The sequence below is a fragment of the Fictibacillus terranigra genome (assembly GCF_030412265.1).
Lineage (GTDB): Bacteria > Bacillota > Bacilli > Bacillales > Fictibacillaceae > Fictibacillus_C > Fictibacillus_C terrinigri.
Window position 1 is genome coordinate 1 of the sequence record NZ_JAUHLN010000012.1, and the last position, 17231, is coordinate 17231.

The 17231-nt window shown below is 44.7% G+C and carries 26 protein-coding genes; 2 read left to right on the forward strand and 24 right to left on the reverse strand.

The genetic code is table 11. The features are described 5' to 3' along the window. Positions 1 to 236: 236 nt before the first annotated feature. Positions 237 to 458: a hypothetical protein gene (locus QYF49_RS24820; RefSeq protein ID WP_290402250.1), complete on the reverse strand. Its 222-nt coding sequence runs from the start codon at positions 456 to 458 to the stop codon at positions 237 to 239. A 191-nt stretch (positions 459 to 649) separates the two neighbouring features. Between QYF49_RS24820 and pdaB the strand changes: the two genes are divergently transcribed. After that, positions 650 to 1411 carry a polysaccharide deacetylase family sporulation protein PdaB gene (gene pdaB / locus QYF49_RS24825; protein WP_290402251.1) on the forward strand — a complete coding sequence of 254 codons (762 nt, stop codon included), beginning with the start codon at positions 650 to 652 and terminating at the stop codon, positions 1409 to 1411. A gap of 68 nt (positions 1412 to 1479) precedes the next feature. On the opposite strand, the gene QYF49_RS24830 is transcribed toward pdaB, so the two are convergent. Further along, entirely contained in the window at positions 1480 to 2088 is a 609-nt protein-coding gene (locus QYF49_RS24830) for a KinB-signaling pathway activation protein (protein ID WP_290402252.1), read from the reverse strand. Positions 2089 to 2238: 150 nt separating this feature from the next. Between QYF49_RS24830 and gerD the strand changes: the two genes are divergently transcribed. Then, on the forward strand, positions 2239 to 2877 hold the full coding sequence (gerD, locus tag QYF49_RS24835; RefSeq protein WP_290402253.1) for a spore germination lipoprotein GerD: 639 nt from the start codon (positions 2239 to 2241) through the stop codon (positions 2875 to 2877). Between the two features lie 40 nt (positions 2878 to 2917). Here gerD and QYF49_RS24840 read toward each other — a convergent pair whose 3' ends face one another. The 22 genes from QYF49_RS24840 to rpsE form a co-directional block, all read right to left on the reverse strand. Next, complete coding sequence (locus tag QYF49_RS24840; RefSeq protein WP_290402254.1) at positions 2918 to 3943, reverse strand: Mrp/NBP35 family ATP-binding protein; 1026 nt, start codon at positions 3941 to 3943, stop codon at positions 2918 to 2920. Between the two features lie 112 nt (positions 3944 to 4055). Next, positions 4056 to 4769: an N-acetylmuramoyl-L-alanine amidase CwlD gene (gene cwlD / locus QYF49_RS24845; protein ID WP_290402255.1), complete on the reverse strand. Its 714-nt coding sequence runs from the start codon at positions 4767 to 4769 to the stop codon at positions 4056 to 4058. Positions 4770 to 4831: 62 nt separating this feature from the next. Then, positions 4832 to 5272 (reverse strand): DUF2521 family protein, encoded by a 441-nt coding sequence (locus tag QYF49_RS24850; RefSeq protein ID WP_290402256.1) that lies wholly within the window; start codon positions 5270 to 5272, stop codon positions 4832 to 4834. 383 nt (positions 5273 to 5655) lie between these two features. Continuing rightward, positions 5656 to 6048: a 30S ribosomal protein S9 gene (gene rpsI, locus QYF49_RS24855; protein ID WP_061975732.1), complete on the reverse strand. Its 393-nt coding sequence runs from the start codon at positions 6046 to 6048 to the stop codon at positions 5656 to 5658. Positions 6049 to 6066: 18 nt separating this feature from the next. After that, a complete protein-coding gene (gene rplM, locus QYF49_RS24860; protein WP_290402257.1) occupies positions 6067 to 6504 on the reverse strand; it encodes a 50S ribosomal protein L13 in 438 nt (145 codons plus the stop codon). Between the two features lie 262 nt (positions 6505 to 6766). After that, the gene (gene truA, locus QYF49_RS24865; RefSeq protein WP_290402258.1) at positions 6767 to 7504 is read right to left on the reverse strand and encodes a tRNA pseudouridine(38-40) synthase TruA; all 738 of its coding nucleotides are present in this window, start codon (positions 7502 to 7504) and stop codon (positions 6767 to 6769) included. Between the two features lie 19 nt (positions 7505 to 7523). Continuing rightward, positions 7524 to 8324 (reverse strand): energy-coupling factor transporter transmembrane component T family protein, encoded by an 801-nt coding sequence (locus QYF49_RS24870; RefSeq protein WP_290402259.1) that lies wholly within the window; start codon positions 8322 to 8324, stop codon positions 7524 to 7526. Then, complete coding sequence (locus QYF49_RS24875; RefSeq protein WP_290402260.1) at positions 8318 to 9190, reverse strand: energy-coupling factor ABC transporter ATP-binding protein; 873 nt, start codon at positions 9188 to 9190, stop codon at positions 8318 to 8320. The genes QYF49_RS24870 and QYF49_RS24875 overlap by 7 nt, the downstream gene beginning before the upstream one ends. After that, a complete protein-coding gene (locus QYF49_RS24880) occupies positions 9166 to 10041 on the reverse strand; it encodes an energy-coupling factor ABC transporter ATP-binding protein (protein WP_425589641.1) in 876 nt (291 codons plus the stop codon). Before QYF49_RS24880 ends, QYF49_RS24875 begins: the two co-directional genes overlap by 25 nt. A 176-nt stretch (positions 10042 to 10217) precedes the next feature. Next, positions 10218 to 10580 carry a 50S ribosomal protein L17 gene (gene rplQ, locus QYF49_RS24885; RefSeq protein ID WP_061975721.1) on the reverse strand — a complete coding sequence of 121 codons (363 nt, stop codon included), beginning with the start codon at positions 10578 to 10580 and terminating at the stop codon, positions 10218 to 10220. An 86-nt stretch (positions 10581 to 10666) separates the two neighbouring features. Next, positions 10667 to 11611, reverse strand: a complete 945-nt coding sequence (locus QYF49_RS24890) for a DNA-directed RNA polymerase subunit alpha (RefSeq protein WP_290402262.1) — start codon at positions 11609 to 11611, stop codon at positions 10667 to 10669. A gap of 173 nt (positions 11612 to 11784) precedes the next feature. Then, positions 11785 to 12183 (reverse strand): 30S ribosomal protein S11, encoded by a 399-nt coding sequence (gene rpsK / locus QYF49_RS24895; RefSeq protein WP_290402263.1) that lies wholly within the window; start codon positions 12181 to 12183, stop codon positions 11785 to 11787. Between the two features lie 19 nt (positions 12184 to 12202). After that, on the reverse strand, positions 12203 to 12568 hold the full coding sequence (gene rpsM / locus QYF49_RS24900) for a 30S ribosomal protein S13 (protein ID WP_053356176.1): 366 nt from the start codon (positions 12566 to 12568) through the stop codon (positions 12203 to 12205). A gap of 19 nt (positions 12569 to 12587) precedes the next feature. Then, complete coding sequence (gene rpmJ, locus QYF49_RS24905; RefSeq protein ID WP_007203526.1) at positions 12588 to 12701, reverse strand: 50S ribosomal protein L36; 114 nt, start codon at positions 12699 to 12701, stop codon at positions 12588 to 12590. 34 nt (positions 12702 to 12735) lie between these two features. Next, the gene (gene infA, locus QYF49_RS24910; RefSeq protein ID WP_007203527.1) at positions 12736 to 12954 is read right to left on the reverse strand and encodes a translation initiation factor IF-1; all 219 of its coding nucleotides are present in this window, start codon (positions 12952 to 12954) and stop codon (positions 12736 to 12738) included. Further along, positions 12947 to 13270 carry a KOW domain-containing RNA-binding protein gene (locus QYF49_RS24915; protein ID WP_290402264.1) on the reverse strand — a complete coding sequence of 108 codons (324 nt, stop codon included), beginning with the start codon at positions 13268 to 13270 and terminating at the stop codon, positions 12947 to 12949. Before QYF49_RS24915 ends, infA begins: the two co-directional genes overlap by 8 nt. 14 nt (positions 13271 to 13284) lie before the next feature. Then, on the reverse strand, positions 13285 to 14031 hold the full coding sequence (gene map / locus QYF49_RS24920; RefSeq protein ID WP_290402265.1) for a type I methionyl aminopeptidase: 747 nt from the start codon (positions 14029 to 14031) through the stop codon (positions 13285 to 13287). Further along, a complete protein-coding gene (locus QYF49_RS24925; protein WP_290402266.1) occupies positions 14028 to 14681 on the reverse strand; it encodes an adenylate kinase in 654 nt (217 codons plus the stop codon). The genes map and QYF49_RS24925 overlap by 4 nt, the downstream gene beginning before the upstream one ends. 72 nt (positions 14682 to 14753) lie before the next feature. Then, entirely contained in the window at positions 14754 to 16055 is a 1302-nt protein-coding gene (gene secY, locus QYF49_RS24930) for a preprotein translocase subunit SecY (RefSeq protein WP_290402267.1), read from the reverse strand. Next, a complete protein-coding gene (gene rplO / locus QYF49_RS24935) occupies positions 16055 to 16495 on the reverse strand; it encodes a 50S ribosomal protein L15 (protein ID WP_053356181.1) in 441 nt (146 codons plus the stop codon). The genes secY and rplO overlap by 1 nt, the downstream gene beginning before the upstream one ends. A 31-nt stretch (positions 16496 to 16526) precedes the next feature. Then, positions 16527 to 16715: a 50S ribosomal protein L30 gene (gene rpmD / locus QYF49_RS24940; protein ID WP_061975703.1), complete on the reverse strand. Its 189-nt coding sequence runs from the start codon at positions 16713 to 16715 to the stop codon at positions 16527 to 16529. Positions 16716 to 16729: 14 nt separating this feature from the next. Continuing rightward, positions 16730 to 17230, reverse strand: a complete 501-nt coding sequence (gene rpsE / locus QYF49_RS24945) for a 30S ribosomal protein S5 (protein WP_290402307.1) — start codon at positions 17228 to 17230, stop codon at positions 16730 to 16732. Between the last annotated feature and the right edge of the window lies 1 nt (position 17231).

The window sequence follows — 17231 nt, forward strand, 5'->3', positions numbered from 1 at the left end:
ATTGTAAAATCCCTGACTTACCTGGCTTTTGTTTGGTTTTCAAAGAACATTTTGTTTGTGTCGCTCGTTTTAGCGACTTTCATACTATACCATTTTGACAACCATCATGTCAACAATTATTTTTGTTGTTTTTTCGTTGCCCATCACCGTCTCGTGGCGACAAGAAATAATATACCATGTATTGATTTCGAGTGTCAACACTTTATTTTTAAAAAAAGAGTTCAATGGAATAAACCTTAAGTATGGCTTTGTTTCCTTCTGCAGAACCGGGTGCATTCTGCAGGCGCAGCAAGCCTGGAAAACAGTTTAAAAAGAACCTGATACCTTTCTTCCATCACCTTCATCACCAACTTATCCAGCCTGTCATCCTGCAGATCGAATAAGAGGTCTTCCATTTCTTTTTTCAACAGATACTCGAATTCCTTTGCTTCCGTAAGATTCAGCATTAAGCCTATCATTCGACCACCATAGCTTTCCTTTATTTTTTGTTCTAAGCTATCGTTCCCGCTCGCTTATTCTTCTATGTATATAAAAAGCCCTTCCCTGTCTGTGGTCTATCTCGTCCTCCCTCGACATATATATTTTTTAGCAGCTCTGGCTCAGGAGACAAAAAAAGGTTCGGCTCAGTATACAGATTAGGGGGGACGGTATGAAGTTTTTCATGATCGTAAACGGTAAAAAAGTGAAGCAGTATATGGTCGTTGTGTTTGCTGCTTTCTTTGCCGCTTCACTTGCATTTATGGGACAAGAGCAATTATCTGTGTTTTCATCCAAGAATGGGCCCCGGGCCATTTATAAAGGTGAGGAGAAGGGCAACAAAGTCGCGCTGACGTTTGATATCAGCTGGGGAGACAAAAGAGCTCTTCCTATCCTGGACGTCCTGAAGAAACAAGAAATCAAAAATTGCACCTTCTTTGTTTCTGCCGCGTGGGCGGAAAGACATCCTGAAATAATGGAACGGATCGTAAAAGACGGCCATGAGGTCGCCAGTCTCGGCTATCAATACAAGAACTACACCGATTGGAAAGATCCGCAAATTCGAAGAGACATCTTAATCGCACAGGAAAAAATAAAAAAGGTGTCGGGTAAAACAACGTCTCTGCTGCGTCCGCCCAACGGAAATTTTGATAAACGCGTACTTGAGATTTCGGAAAGGACACACCATTCCGTCGTACATTGGAGCATCGATACGAAAGACTGGAAAAATCCTGGAGTCGATGAAATCGTTCAAAATGCAACGGATCATGTAAAGCCGGGTGATATTCTTCTCCTTCATGCGTCCGATTCCGTGAAACAGACACATAAAGCCCTTCCAGAAATCATCAGTAAATTAAAATCAGAAGGCTTTTCCTTTGTGAGCGTCGGTGAAATGATAGCCAACACTCAGGCTCACAGCCAGGAGGTCCATTGAAATCATAAAAAAGCTTCCGCCATGGCGGAAGCTGAATTTAATATCTGTAATTCAAGGCTTCCGACTTTTTAAGCGGAAGTTTTTGATTTTGCTCCTGCATTCTCACTAATAAGACGGTGCAGCATCAGAATCTGATAAATATTGCAGGCACCGAGCGCGGCGAACGCCATCCACATGGCACTCGGGGCATTTGTTTTTAAAACGGGGACCCATTCTATCGTCGTGACGACAACGATAAAGAAGAGTGTGGGGACAAAGGCTCCCTTATTCGTTTGCTTTTGTTTAATATAAGCCACAGCCAGTCCAAGAACCAGCAATCCGATCGGGATCAGGCTGTAGGATACAAGACTTTGTCCCGCTTTATGAAAGGCGGTATACCGCAAATAAAACAAGTCAAAAAGTACAACGATAATAAGGACGATCTGTACACCATTCCAGAGGGACTGTGATTTAAATATCCCTAAACCGAACCGGTGAACCGTTAAATAAGCAAAAAAGCCCATCTGGCTGAACACGCTGAACAATGCGCCAAAGCCAACAAGACCGAGTATATAAATGAAAAATTCTTTCACACCCCCGCTTTGCGGAAATTGTGAGATCAAACCCGCCACAATCGCACAGCCAATTCCTAAGAGCAACGTGGTTAAAAATAAAAAGACCCAGTTTCTTGACTTCACGTGATTGCCTCCAATCCGAATGTAACCGTTATCGATTGTACCAATCCTCCCCCAAAAAAGCCATACTGTTTTCCTATATTTGTTCTGCATAAATCTTCATAAATCACCCACCCTAAAGGTAAGACCTAATAGAAAGGAGAAGGAGCAGACGTGAAAAAAGCGTGGATCCCCTGTCTCTTCTGTTTTCTTCTTTTTGCCCTAAGCGCCTGTGCGCAAAATGAAGCACAAGGAAGCAATAACCAGAACATCGATTATGATGCAACAAAAAAGATGCTCGTGGATATATTAAAAACAGATGACGGCAAAAAGGCCATTAAAGATGTGCTATCTGATGAAAAAATGAAAGAGCAGCTATTGCTGGATCAAGCATTAATCAAACAGACAATAGAGAAAGAACTTTTATCTCCGAAAGGCGAACAATTTTGGAAGCAAGCCTTCAAGGACCCGAAATTTGCTTCAGCCTATGCAAAAAGCATGAAGGCAGAACATGAAAAATTAATGAAAGGCCTAATGAAAGACCCTGCCTATCAGCAACAGATCATGAACATTATGAAAGATCCCAAAATGGGTCAAGCATTATTGGACCTTGCGAATTCCCCGCAATATCGTAAAGAAGTAAAGAAAGTGATGATGGAAACCTTCGACAGCCCGATTGTGCGTGCCCAAATATCACAAATGCTGCAAAAAGCAGCACATGATGAAATTGACCAGGCTGCATCCAAGAAAGGACAGCAAGGCGGCGGGCAGCAGCAGCAACAACAGCAGGGCGGCGGAGGCGGAGGCCAATAATCGAAAAAAACCTCGTACTGGATGCAGTACGAGGATTTCATTATTTTACTTGGTCGATGACTTTTCGGGCAATATCTTCATACGCCCTCCCAAGGCGATGATCGGCAGCATAGACGCTAGGTGCAAAATCATCTTCGTTGATATCAGGCTGTCCGAGTGGAAGCTGGCCAAGCATTGGAATTCCAAGCTCTTCAGAAAGGCGCTCTCCGCCGCCCTTACCGAATACATATTCTTTTTCTCCGGTCAGCCGGCTCTCAAAAAAGGCCATGTTTTCGATAACACCGATGATTTCATGATCCGTTTTTAATGCCATTGTGCCTGCTCTTGCTGCAACGAACGCTGCTGTGGCATGGGGTGTCGTAACGATGATTTCTTTGCATTTCGGCAGCATCTTATGCACATCTAGCGCCACATCTCCAGTTCCCGGGGGCAGATCCAGCAAGACATAGTCAAGGTCCCCCCACTCGACTTCACTAAAGAAGTTCATCAGCATCTTCCCGAGCATGGGTCCACGCCATATCACCGGGGCATTGTCTTCTACGAAGAACGCCATGGAAATAACTTTTACGCCAAAACGCTCAACCGGCTGAATCGTTTCGCCCACTACTTTTGGACGTTCTGTAATCCCCATCATATCCGGAACACTGAATCCGTAGATATCCGCATCGATCAGACCTACCTTTTTGCCGAGACGGGCCAGGGCAACAGCCAGGTTGACTGATACTGTTGATTTTCCTACACCGCCTTTACCCGAGGCGATCGCGATAAATTCTGTTTTGCTTTCCGGAGCGAGCAGCGCAGGCGCCGCATTCTTGCTTCCCTGACCAGATTTGCGCTGTTCGAAGCGGAGGCCAACCGACTCAAACCCTGCTCCTTTTAGAACATTAACAATCTCCTGCTGAAGCATCATCTGTTCAGGAGTGCCTGTTTGAGGCAGAGCCACCTTTAAGCTTACATAGCGTTCCTTTACTTTTATTTCTTGTATGGCCCCTGATTCTGTCAGGCTTTTATGTAGAAAAGGGTCTTGAATATGAGATAAAAGTTCAATTACTTTCTCTTCTGTCATGGTAAGACACTTCCTTCGGCATATATTCGATTTCATTTTCATATTCAGTATAGCATAAAAGGCTTTTTTCGCAGAATCAGATGCAAAAAGGTGTAAGCCAGAGGCTCACACCTTAATCAGGTACTTTTTCTTTTGTATAGTAGCGTAAGATGCCTTGGTAAATGGACGCCGACACTTTCTGCTGATAAGACTTTGTTTTCAGCAGATCCCGCTCACTCGGGTTGGATAAAAAGCCCACCTCAACCAGGGTGGCCGGCAGTTTGCTCGTCCGCATTAAATAGATCCCATCAATGGACTTGGCAATACGGTTTGTGTTCTGAAGGTTGCGCTTCAACTCGTTCTGAATAAATTTTGACGCTGCTTCCCCACCTTTATCAGCGGGATTGAAAAATACTTGTGCTCCCCTCCATCTTGAGGAAGGCAACGCATTTAAATGGATACTTACATATAAATCCCCGTTGGAGCTATTGATAATTTCTTTGCGTTTTTTTAGATCATCCCATTTTCGGGCTCGGATTCGCCCAGAGTCTCTGCCGCTTAAATCCTTATCTCTTTCTCTCGTCATAATCACGAGAGCCCCGCATTCCTGCAAATAATCCCTCAGTTTAAGCGATATATCCAATGAGATGTCCTTTTCGAGCACACCATCGCTTCCAACTGCCCCGCCATCCATTCCGCCGTGTCCCGGATCAAGCACAATGACTTTGCCTGATAACGGAAGGCTCCATGGTTTCCATGACCGGTTTTCGGAAAACTGAAACGTTAAGATAAATAACAGAAGGGTAAAACCTAAGGTAAAGGCAACTTGCTTCACCCGTCTCTTCATTTTTGCCCCCTAATCAACAGACTTATATGTCTATATATATGGGACAAGATGATGAATATAACTTAATGCAGCTTCATTCTGTATCTTTTCTCTCCGTTCCAATACCCTTCCATCCACCAATGCTGGATATACACTTCACAGCACATGTACAAAGACTCCATCATCTGTTCTGTTCCCCAGCACCAGAACTGCCAATATTCGAACAGGCTGTCCGTCAGTTCTTTTTCTCCCTGCTGGCTGCGTTTCTTAATGCCCTCAAGCGATTCCCCGTGATACGCAAACCGGCTGTACGCCGCTCCAAGCAAGTAGGCATCAATCGCCAGATCGATGCAGGCGTCTTCAATGTCCTGCTGATACAGTAAAGAATATTGAAAGAACGGCTGGTAAAGGCTTTGAAATTCCTTCTTGATCTTTCCCAGAGAAAGATCCCGCAGCACTTTTCTTTCATATTCCGCTTTTTTCGTACGCTGCTTCTCCCTAAATGTTGTAATCACAATCGCCATCGTTTATCCTCTTCCCGCGCAGATGCGCCAATCACTATATCTATTTAGAATTGGGTTCACCCTTACCTACATCTTTTGCAAAAGAGGGAAGCATCATCCTGCGTAAATGATGGGAAAAAAAGCTGAAAAGTTGATTTCGAAGCAAACCAATTTTTTTACTCACCGTTATGTTACTGTTACTCACGGTTTGACCAAGGTTACTCACGGTTTTGCACAACTTACTCACGGATATTTGTTTCTTACTCACGGTTTTAGTTAGTTTACCCACAGAACCGATCGTTTCCTTGCCTAACCGCTGAAAAGAAATTAAACGATCGTTTAAACCGGAACAACAAAAAAGACCCCCAACCAAAAATGGTTGAGAGCCTTCGAAACGTTGAGAATTAACGTTTTGAGAACTGAGGTGCACGACGAGCGCCTTTAAGACCGTATTTCTTACGTTCTTTCATACGAGCGTCACGAGTCAAGAATCCAGCAGCTTTAAGGTTGCCGCGGAACTCAGGATCAGCTTGTAGAAGAGCGCGAGAGATACCATGACGGATCGCTCCTGCTTGTCCTGTATATCCTCCACCCTGAACAGTTACAAGAACATCGTAGTTGCCTTCTGTAGCTGTTTCGTTAAGGGGCTGTCTTACGATAAGTTTTAATGTTTCTAAACCGAAATATTCGTCAATGCTGCGACCGTTGATTACGATACGGCCATCACCAGGAACTAAACGTACGCGAGCAACGGAGTGCTTACGACGCCCAGTACCGTAATATTGTACTTGTGCCACGTGAATACCTCCCTTTTATTATCCGCGTAATTCGTATTTTTCTGGCTTTTGTGCTTGATGTTGGTGCTCAGCTCCCGCATATACGTGAAGCTTTTTGATCATTTGACGGCCAAGGCTGTTCTTAGGAAGCATACCTTTGATCGCCAGTTCAAGCATTTGCTCAGGACGAGTTGTACGCATTTCTAATGCAGTTCTTGTACGAAGTCCACCTGGGTGTCCAGTGTGACGGTAGTAAATCTTGTCACTTAACTTTTTACCTGTAAGGTGAATTTTCTCAGCGTTGATAAGGATAACGTGATCCCCAGTGTCAACGTGTGGTGTGAAAGTTGGCTTGTGTTTCCCGCGAAGGATTGAAGCAACTTCACTTGCCAGGCGACCTAATGTCTTGCCTTCAGCGTCGATCAATAACCATTTACGTTCTACTTCAGAAGCTTTCGCCATGAATGTCGTACGCATGAATTTTCCCTCCTGTATCTTCATTCGCTAAATCGCTCAATTTTTTATGAATGCTGTCCAAACTCACAGTAAATTACGGTTCGCTGAACATTTTTGAATTACTAAACATTTCACCGAATTATCTTCCGGGGCAGGGAGATAATCTTAGAAATACCAAAGAATATCTTATAACATATAAACAACGATGTCAAGTGTGTCGCAAAATTTATCAGTTGATTTTTTATAAAATCATATAAAATCACTTGGTGATTTTTTCAGAGCATTAATAGGTCACTTGATATAAGTACAATCCGTGTGGCGGAGCGGTTTTTCCGGCAGCGCTCCTGTCTTTTTTCTTCAGCATCTCTCCGATTTCCTGCGGCTTGATCCGGCCCTGTCCGACATCGAGAAGCGTACCGATCATGATCCGGACCATATTATACAGAAACCCGCTCCCACTCACTTTAAAAAGAATCTCGTCAGTCGACGTTTCCATCTGAAAGCTGTAGATGGTGCGTATCTTGTCCTCAACAGCGGAACGCGCAGAGGAAAACGATGTGAAGTCATGAGTACCCAAAAACATCCTCATCCCGTCTTCTAAAGCCCCATGGTCCAAAGAATAAGGAAAATGATAGGCATAGTTCCGGCGGAAAACATCAGGCTGCGGGCAGGTCAAAAGCCGGTAATGATACTCCTTTTTCTGGGCACTGAATCGTGCATGAAAATCGGGAGCAGCCGCTTCAACTTCGGTGATGCGGATATCACCTGGCAGCAGCGCATTCAATGCTTTCACCCAGCGCTCAGGAGCAATGGCCAGCGAGCTGTCAAAGTGGAACACCTGTCCAATCGCATGGACTCCTGCATCTGTCCTGCCAGAAGCCGAGATACGGAGTTCTCCGCCTTTATGCATTTTAGCAAGGCTTCGTTCTATCTCACTTTGTACCGTTCGTCCTTCCGGCTGCACCTGATAGCCGGCAAACAAGGTGCCATCATAACTTACGGTTGCTTTCCAGCGCTGCATAGATCAAACTCCCTTAAGATTAATGGGTTCGGAATACAAAAAGTACAGCGGCCAATGCGAGCAGGATGAGCAGAGCGGCTGTATCCCTTAATTTCCATTCCAGAATGCGGAGCCTCGTCCTGCCTTCTCCTCCCCGGTAGCCGCGTGCTTCCATAGCGAGAGCCAAGTCCTCCGCACGTTTAAAGGATGAGATGAACAAAGGAACCAGCAGCGGAACAAACGCTTTGACCCGCTCTTTTACAGGACCGGCTGTAAACTCTGCACCACGGGCCATTTGCGCCTTCATGATTTTCTCAGTTTCCTGCAGAAGTGTAGGAATGAAGCGAAGAGAAATAGACATCATGAGAGCAAACTCATGGACAGGCAGCTTGATTTTTTTAAAAGGTGCCAGCAAGTATTCAAGGCCGTCTGTTATATCGATCGGCGTAGTCGTCAGTGTCAGCAATGAAGTGATGACCACGAGATAAACGAGACGAAGAGATATAAATACCCCTTGCTTCAACCCGCCTTCGTAAATCTTCAGCCAACCCAGACCGTAGATAACCTCACCTTGTTTGGTCATCAGGATATGAAGGATGAATGTAAAAATGACAATAAGAAAAATGGGTTTAAGCCCTTTATAGATATAACGGAGCGACACTTGAGATGAAAGCACAGAAACGACTGCAAAAATGCCGAGAAGCGCATAGGTCAGCCAGTTGTTAGCCAAAAAGACAATAATGATATATAAAAAGATGCTCAACAGCTTAGCACGCGGGTCCATCTTGTGAATGACGGAACGGCCTGGGATATACTGGCCGATGATTACGTTATCTAGCATGATGGCCCTCCTTTTCTGAAGTCAGCTGCGATCGCTTTCGCTGTTTCTTCAATCGTAAAAGAGGAGAGTTTCACCGATTGTTTCGTCAGTTCCTGCCATTTGAGCAAAAACTGCACGGTTTCCGGTACGTCCAGGCCAACCGCCTGGAGCTCATCCCGTTTTTCAAAGATTTGCGATGGCGTGCCTTCAAGATAGGTTGCACCTTTATCCATCACGACGATCCGGTCGGCATAATATGCAGCATCCTCCATGGAATGGGTAACAAGGATGGTCGTCATGTTCCGCTGATCATGAAGGGCACGGAACAAATCCATAATTTCTTTACGGCCCTTTGGATCAAGACCCGCTGTTGGTTCGTCCAGGATCAGTACATCGGGCTGCATCGCCAGAACACCCGCGATTGCAACCCGCCGCATCTGTCCGCCGCTAAGGTCAAACGGTGACTTTTGCAGTACTTCATCCGGAAGCCCGACCAGCTTAACCATCTCCCGAGCCGTTTTTCTTGCTGCTTCTTCACTCTCTCCAAAATTCATCGGACCGAACATGACATCCTTCTCAACCGTTTCATCAAATAACTGATGCTCCGGGTATTGAAAAACGATGCCTACCCTTTTGCGAAGTGCCTTAAGCTGTTTCTTTTTCTCATTGGCGGCTATCGTTAGATCTCCTACCTGTATCGTCCCTTCAGAAGGCTTCAGCAAGCCGTTGAGGTGCTGGATAAGCGTCGACTTTCCAGAGCCCGTATGGCCGATGACAGCGAGGAAACAGCCCGATGGTACTGATAGATTAACATCCTTCAGAGCAAGCCGCTCAAAAGGCGTCCCGGGCTTGTAGCGATGGGTCAGGTTGTTGATTTTAATGTCCATAATGCACCCACCAGCTCTTCCTGTGTTAAATGTTGTTCTTTTATGTCTATACCGTTTTCTTTCAATGCCAATCCGAGTTTAAGGGAGAACGGCAGATCCAGGCCGGCATCCAGCAATAACGCCTCGTTCTGGAATACTTCCCTTGGACTGCCCGTCGTGAGGATGGAGCCTTGCTTCATGACGATGACCCGGTCTGCGCGGACCGCCTCTTCCAGATCATGCGTGATGGAGATAACGGTAATCCCCTCTTCCTCGTTCAGCTGTTTCACTGTGTCGATTACTTCTTTCCTGCCCATTGGATCCAGCATGGATGTCGCTTCATCCAAGATGATGATGGACGGCCTCTGGGCAATGATGCCGGCAATGGCGACACGCTGCTTTTGCCCGCCTGAAAGATGGTGAGGCTCACTCTCGACAAAATCCTGCATCTTAACTCGCTGTATGCTTCGCTCAATTCGAGAAATCATCTCCGCACGGGGTACACCGAAGTTTTCCAATCCGAATGCCACATCGTCTCTGACGCTCGTCCCGACGAACTGGTTGTCCGGATTTTGAAAAACGATGCCTACCCGTCTTCTGATTTCCCATAGTTCTTGTTCATTCGTTGTCGTGTAATCCTCTACCTTGATCTCTCCTGAAGAAGGCAGAAGCAGCCCATTGAGCAATTTAGCCAGTGTAGACTTTCCGGACCCGTTATGGCCGACGATCGCCAGCCATTCTCCTTGGTACACCGAGAGGCTTAAATCCGCCAGCGTGGTTTTCTCCTCACTCGGGTACTGGAAGGAAACATTATTGACCGATATCAGTTCCTTCACGCTATTCTCCCCCTCAGCTCTGGTGCCTGACACCATTTCGAGATGCATCTTTGTTTCTTCGATGCTTTCTTTGCCGTGCCAGGCACCCGATTGTTAAAAGAGGTGCCTGGCACTGTTTCTTCGATGCTTACTTTTTTATTTGGTGAATTTTTCACCAAATAAAAAAAGGGCAAGAAACGATCTTACGACCCTGTCCCGCCCTTTATTCACTATTAAACTAATTCGATGATGACCATTGGTGCACCGTCACCACGGCGAGGACCGATTTTAGCGATACGAGTGTAACCACCATTACGCTCAGCATAACGAGGTCCAAGGTCACTAAATAGTTTTTGAAGTGCCTTTTGTCCTGATTCTTCGTTAGCTACTTCGTTTCGTACGAAACTTGCAGCTTGACGGCGTGCGTGAAGGTCTCCACGCTTACCAAGCGTGATCATCTTTTCAACAAATTTACGTACTTCTTTCGCACGTGCTTCTGTTGTTTCGATACGATCGTTGATAATTAAGTCAGTTGCTAAGTCACGCAGCATTGCGCGGCGAACAGCGGAAACACGACCCAACTTTTGGTATGCCATGTCTATTCCCTCCTTCTGTGCTTTTTGCAGACAGGGGCTGTTGCAAGAACAGTCACCTGTGAAAAAGCAAATTCTAGTCTGTCAGATTAATCGTCAGCACGTAAGGAAAGCCCGAGCTCGTCAAGTTTTTCTTGAACTTCTTCAAGAGACTTCTTACCGAGGTTGCGAACTTTCATCATGTCTTCTTCTGATTTATTAGCAAGTTCTTGAACTGTATTAATACCAGCGCGTTTTAGGCAGTTGTAAGAACGAACAGAAAGATCAAGTTCTTCGATAGTCATCTCAAGAACTTTTTCTTTTTGGTCTTCTTCTTTTTCAACCATAATTTCCGCTTTTTGCGCTTGATCGGTTAGTCCGACAAATATATTTAAATGTTCGGTAATGATCTTCGCTCCAAGAGAAACCGCCTCTTCAGGACGGATGCTTCCATCTGTCCAAATGTCAAATGTAAGCTTGTCATAGTTGGTCACTTGTCCAACGCGGGTATTTTCTACCTGGTAGTTTACACGTGAGATCGGTGTGTAAATTGAATCGACCGGAATGACTCCGATTGGATGATCATCACTCTTATTGCCTTCCGCTTGAACATAACCGCGGCCTCTCTTTGCATTCAGCTTCATTTGGAAATGAGCGCCTTCCGCAAGAGTAGCAATATGAAGGTCCGGATTCAAAATTTCCACATCACTGTCATGTGTAATGTCACCAGCTGTAACGACTCCCTCACCTTGTACATCTATTTCCAATGTTTTATCTTCATCAGAATAAATCTTCATTGCAAGCTTTTTCAAGTTAAGGATGATCGTAGTAACGTCTTCTACAACACCTTCAACTGTTGAGAATTCATGCAATACTCCATTAATCTGAATCGATGTAACAGCTGCACCAGGCAGTGAGGATAATAGGATACGACGTAAGGAGTTGCCCAGTGTAGTACCATATCCACGTTCAAGTGGTTCAACAACAAACTTTCCATATGTGGCATCGTCGCTGATTTCAACCGTTTCAATTCTTGGCTTTTCGATTTCGATCATTCAACTAAACCCTCCTTCAAACGTCGAACCTCGACCGGACATGTACCCAGCCGAAATTCCCCAGTGGCATTCCCGACTTAAACAACTAAATAGTGTTCTTCACCAAAACTAATAGTATACATACCCATTATAGACAGGCTATGCATACTTTATACCGCAGAGTGTAACTAAAGTTACACGCGGCGGCGTTTTGGAGGACGGCATCCGTTATGAGGAACAGGTGTAACATCGCGAATAGCTGTTACTTCTAAACCTACCGCTTGAAGGGCACGGATTGCAGCTTCACGGCCAGCACCAGGGCCTTTAACAGAAACCTCTAGTGTTTTCATGCCATTTTCCATCGCAGTTTTACCAGCAGTTTCAGCTGCCATTTGCGCTGCGAATGGAGTTGATTTACGAGAACCTTTGAATCCCAGGTGGCCAGATGTAGCCCAAGAGATTGCATTCCCGTGAGTATCAGTAATCGTAATAATCGTGTTGTTGAAAGTAGAACGGATATGCGCGATACCAGACTCGATATTCTTTTTGACACGACGTTTACGTGTATTAGTTTTACGTTGTTGCTTCGCCATTAGAGTTTACCTCCTTTACTTACTTTTTCTTATTCGCTACTGTACGACGAGGTCCTTTACGAGTACGAGAGTTGTTCTTCGTATTTTGACCACGAACTGGAAGACCGCGACGATGGCGGATCCCACGGTAGCTGCCGATTTCAATTAGACGTTTAATGTTAAGAGACACTTCACGGCGAAGGTCACCTTCAACTTTAATTTTGTCGATTGCTTCACGAATTTTGTTTAATTCATCTTCTGTAAGATCACGAACACGAGTTTCTTCAGATACACCAGCTTCAGCAAGAACTTGTTGTGCTTTAGCTTTACCGATTCCAAAGATATATGTTAGTGAAATGACAATACGCTTATCGCGTGGAACGTCCACTCCTGCAATACGTGCCATAATTTAGCACCTCCTTGGATTAACCTTGTTTTTGCTTGTGTTTCGGGTTTTCGCAGATCACCATTACAGTACCTCTACGACGAATAACTTTACATTTTTCACAAATGGGTTTGACTGATGGTCTAACCTTCATCTTTTAAACCTCCTTATGTCACGGAGTACGATTTTTATTTAAAGCGATACGTTATACGACCACGTGATAAGTCATATGGAGACAATTCTACGGTTACTTTATCTCCTGGCAATATCCGAATATAGTGCATGCGGATCTTACCAGAAACGTGTGCCAGAATTTTATGTCCATTCTCAAGCTCCACACGGAACATGGCGTTTGGCAGTGGTTCGATTACCGTACCTTCTACCTCAATTACATCGTCTTTAGCCATCGATATGGTCTCCCTTCTTCAGAGCAATGACTTTCTCGTCGGAAAACTTCGCTACTGCGTACCGTAGTTTGCCATTAGTTACACGGCCTGTTTCAAGAATGCTTCTTGCAACTTCCAGAGAAATAAAATCAAGAAGTTCTAAGTGAATCAGGTTTTTACGTTTGGCGCGATCAAATTTGCGTTTATCGCCGTCAGCGACAAGCACAAAACGATCATCCAGGATACTGACAATGACACCTAATTTCTCAGCGTCTCTTCCCTTTGTGATTCGAACCATCTGACCTATTTGCGGTGCCGATTCAGAATCGCTAACCATTATATCACCTTCACTTAGATCTTTGTTAAGATTTCGTATCCTTCCTCCGTAATAGCGATGGTATGTTCAAAGTGAGCACACCATTTGCCATCCGTTGTGACAACCGTCCAGTTATCGGATAATGTTCGAACGTAACGAGATCCAGCATTGATCATCGGCTCAACAGCCAATACCATTCCTTTTTTCAGGATCGGCCCTTTTCCAGGCGGTCCGTAGTGAGGAATCTGTGGATCTTCATGTAATTCCTGGCCGACTCCATGACCCACATATTCCCGTACAACAGAAAACCCTTCAGCTTCTGCAAATACTTGAATATCATGAGAAATGTCCGTTAGTCTGGCACCTGCCTTCGCTTTCTCCAATCCTTTGAATAGAGATTGCTCAGTTACATCCAGAAGCCTTTGAGATTCCTCGGAAATCTCTCCGACTCCATACGTCCAGGCTGAGTCCCCGTGGTAGCCTTTGTATTTCGCCCCAATATCTATAGAGATAATGTCGCCATGGTTTAATACACGCTTTCCTGGGATCCCATGTACAAGCTCTTCATTCACGGAAGTACAGATGCTTCCCGTAAATCCATTATAATCCTTGAATGAAGGGATTGCACCCTGGCTGCGAATAAACTTCTCAGCAATGTTATCCAGTTCTTTCGTTGTCACACCAGGTTTAATGTGTTTCTTTAACTCTTGGTGAGTTAGGGCAACGATTCTCCCTGCTTCCCGCATGATTTCTAACTCTCGCGGCGTTTTGCAGATAATCATTTTGCCAACCCTCCAATAAGTTTGTTGATGTCTGTGTAAACTTTATGGATTTCCTGATCACCGTCAATGTTCTTGAGGTAACCTTTTTCTTTGTAGAAATCAAGTAAAGGTTTGGATTGTTCCATGTTTACTTCTAAGCGGGTACGAACTGTTTCTTCATTATCGTCTTTGCGTTGAATCAATTCAGCGCCGTCCTTGTCACATCTTCCATCCACTTTTGGCGGATTGAAGATCACATGATAAGTGGCTCCGCAAACCGGGCATACCCGGCGTCCAGTCAGTCGCGCCATCAATTTCTCTGTATCAACAGAAATATTGAGAACATAATCAATCTGGCGGTCTAAATCCTGAAGAATTTCCTCAAGCGCTTCAGCCTGAGCCACAGTACGAGGAAAACCATCAAGCAGGAATCCTTTTTCACAGTCATCTTTGGCAAGACGTTCACGGACAATTCCGATCGTTACATCATCCGGAACCAAGTTGCCGGAATCCATATATGACTTTGCCTTCAGACCGAGAGGCGTACCCTCTTTAATTGCTGCTCGAAACATATCTCCAGTAGAAATATGAGGAATTCCGTACTGCTCAACAATTTGTTCTGCCTGCGTCCCTTTACCGGCACCAGGCAATCCCATTAATACAAGATACATCTAATCCCTCCATACGTCACTAATCTAGTCAATAGACTGAGGGCTGGGGAAGAAAAGGTTCTTCCCTTTCCTCTATTTAATGAAGCCTTTGTAATGCCTTTTGATCAACTGGCTTTCAATCTGCTTCATCGTGTCTAATGCCACACCTACAACAATCAGTATGCTCGTTCCGCCGATCTGGATCGAAGGCGGAAGGTTAAGCCCTGGAATTGCTGTAAAGATTACCGGGAGAATAGCGATCAACGCAAGGAATAGAGATCCTACAAAAGTTAATCGATATAAAATTTTCGTAACATACGACTGAGTGTTAGCTCCTGGACGAATGCCAGGAATATAACCGCCCTGTTTCTTCAAGTTGTCTGCCATTTGTTCTGGATTGACTTGAATAAATGTGTAGAAGTACGAAAATCCAATAATTAAAAGCGCATATATAATCATTCCGACTGGCTGGGTGTAGTCAAACGCATTGACAATCCATTTGGTTACACTGTTTTGCTCGAAAAAGCCGGCAATGGTACGCGGAGTAATAATCAAGGAAATCGCAAAGATAACCGGGATAACTCCTGCTGCATTGACTTTAATCGGCAAGTGTGTGGATTGACCGCCAACAGGCTTATTTCCGACGACTCGTTTTGCATACTGAATCGGGATTTTACGCAAACCTTGTTGAATAAAGATAACGCCGACAACAATTAAAATAATAGCGATCAGTAACAGAAGTACAGTTACAATATGCATAAACAGCTGATCGTTTGCGCCTTTGAATTGCGCTGCATATATCTGGTTAACTGCTGTAGGAATAGCTGCGACAATCCCCGCGAAAATGAGAACGGAAATCCCATTTCCAATTCCCTTAAGGGTAATCTGCTCACCTAGCCACATCAAAAAGGCAGTTCCTGCAGTCAATACTAACGCAATAAACAAATACGTCATGATTCCCGGATCTGAGATCAGTCCAGGGAATAGGTTGTTAAAACCTATTGACATCCCTACGGCTTGGATAAAGCCGAGGATAATCGTCCCGTACCTGGTGAACTGAGCCAGCTTGCGTCGGCCCACTTCCCCTTGTTTACTCCACTCTGTAAACTTAGGAACCACATCCATCTGAAGCAGCTGAACAATGATTGATGCTGTAATGTATGGCATGATACCCATTGCAAAGATGGAGAAGTTTTTTAATGCCCCACCACCGAACGTGTTCAAGAATCCAAAAATACTTGCGTTATTTTCAGTGCCAAACTGGAGAACTTCGCGATTTACACCTGGAACAGGAATAAATGTTCCGATCCTGAAAACGATCAGCATCAAGAGTGTAAATAAAATCTTGTTTCTCAGATCACCCACACGCATAATGTTGGAGATTGCCCGGAACATTAGATCACCTCAGTTTTTCCGCCGGCCGCTTCAATAGCTTCTTTAGCAGAAGCAGAGAATTTGTGGGCCTTAACCGTAAGCTTAACTCCTAACTTGCCATTTCCTAGAACTTTGATACCGCTATTTTCTTTGCTTACTACACCAGTTTCGATAAGAAGTTCCGGAGTTACCTCTGTACCTTCTTCAAAACGAGCAAGTTTTTCAAGATTAACAATTGAGTACTCTTTACGAGTTGGGTTAGTGAATCCACGTTTCGGCAAACGACGTGCTAATGGATTTTGTCCACCCTCAAATCCCGGACGAACTCCGCCACCAGAACGAGCTTTTTGACCTTTGTGACCACGTCCGCTGGTTTTACCATTTCCTGATCCGATACCACGTCCTACACGGTTGCGTGTTGAACGAGATCCTTCAGCTGGTTTCAACTCATGAAGTTTCATCTGAGCACCTCCTCATGATTTATTTAACGTTTTACGCGTCGATTTCATTAACAGTTACAAGGTGAGATACCTTGTTAACCATTCCACGGATAGCTTGGTTGTCTTCGTGAACAACCGTTTGATGCATTTTTCTAAGACCTAAAGTCTTAACAGTTACACGCTGATTCTCAGGACGACCGATAACACTGCGTGTGAGGGTGATTTCTAATTTCTTAGCCATCTATAATTCCCTCCTTAACCTAAAAGCTCTTCTACTGATTTGCCGCGAAGTTTCGCAACGTCCTCAGCACGTTTAAGATTTCTTAATCCTTCGATCGTAGCACGCACCATGTTAATAGGGTTGTTAGATCCAAGAGATTTAGAAAGAATGTCGCCAACACCAGCAAGTTCTAGTACCGCACGGACAGGTCCGCCCGCGATTACTCCAGTACCCTCAGAAGCAGGCTTAAGCAATACGCTTCCTGCGCCAAATCGTCCTGTAATTTGGTGAGGGATAGTTGTTCGAACAACTGGTACTGTAATAAGATTTTTCTTTGCATCTTCAATTGCTTTACGGATTGCATCTGGTACTTCTTGCGCTTTACCAGTACCAAATCCGACATGACCATTTTTGTCACCAACGACAACGACTGCAGCAAAGCGGAAACGACGTCCACCTTTTACAACCTTCGCTACACGGTTGACCGTTACGACACGTTCTTCAAGTTCAAGTTTATTAGGGTCGATACGCATCAGT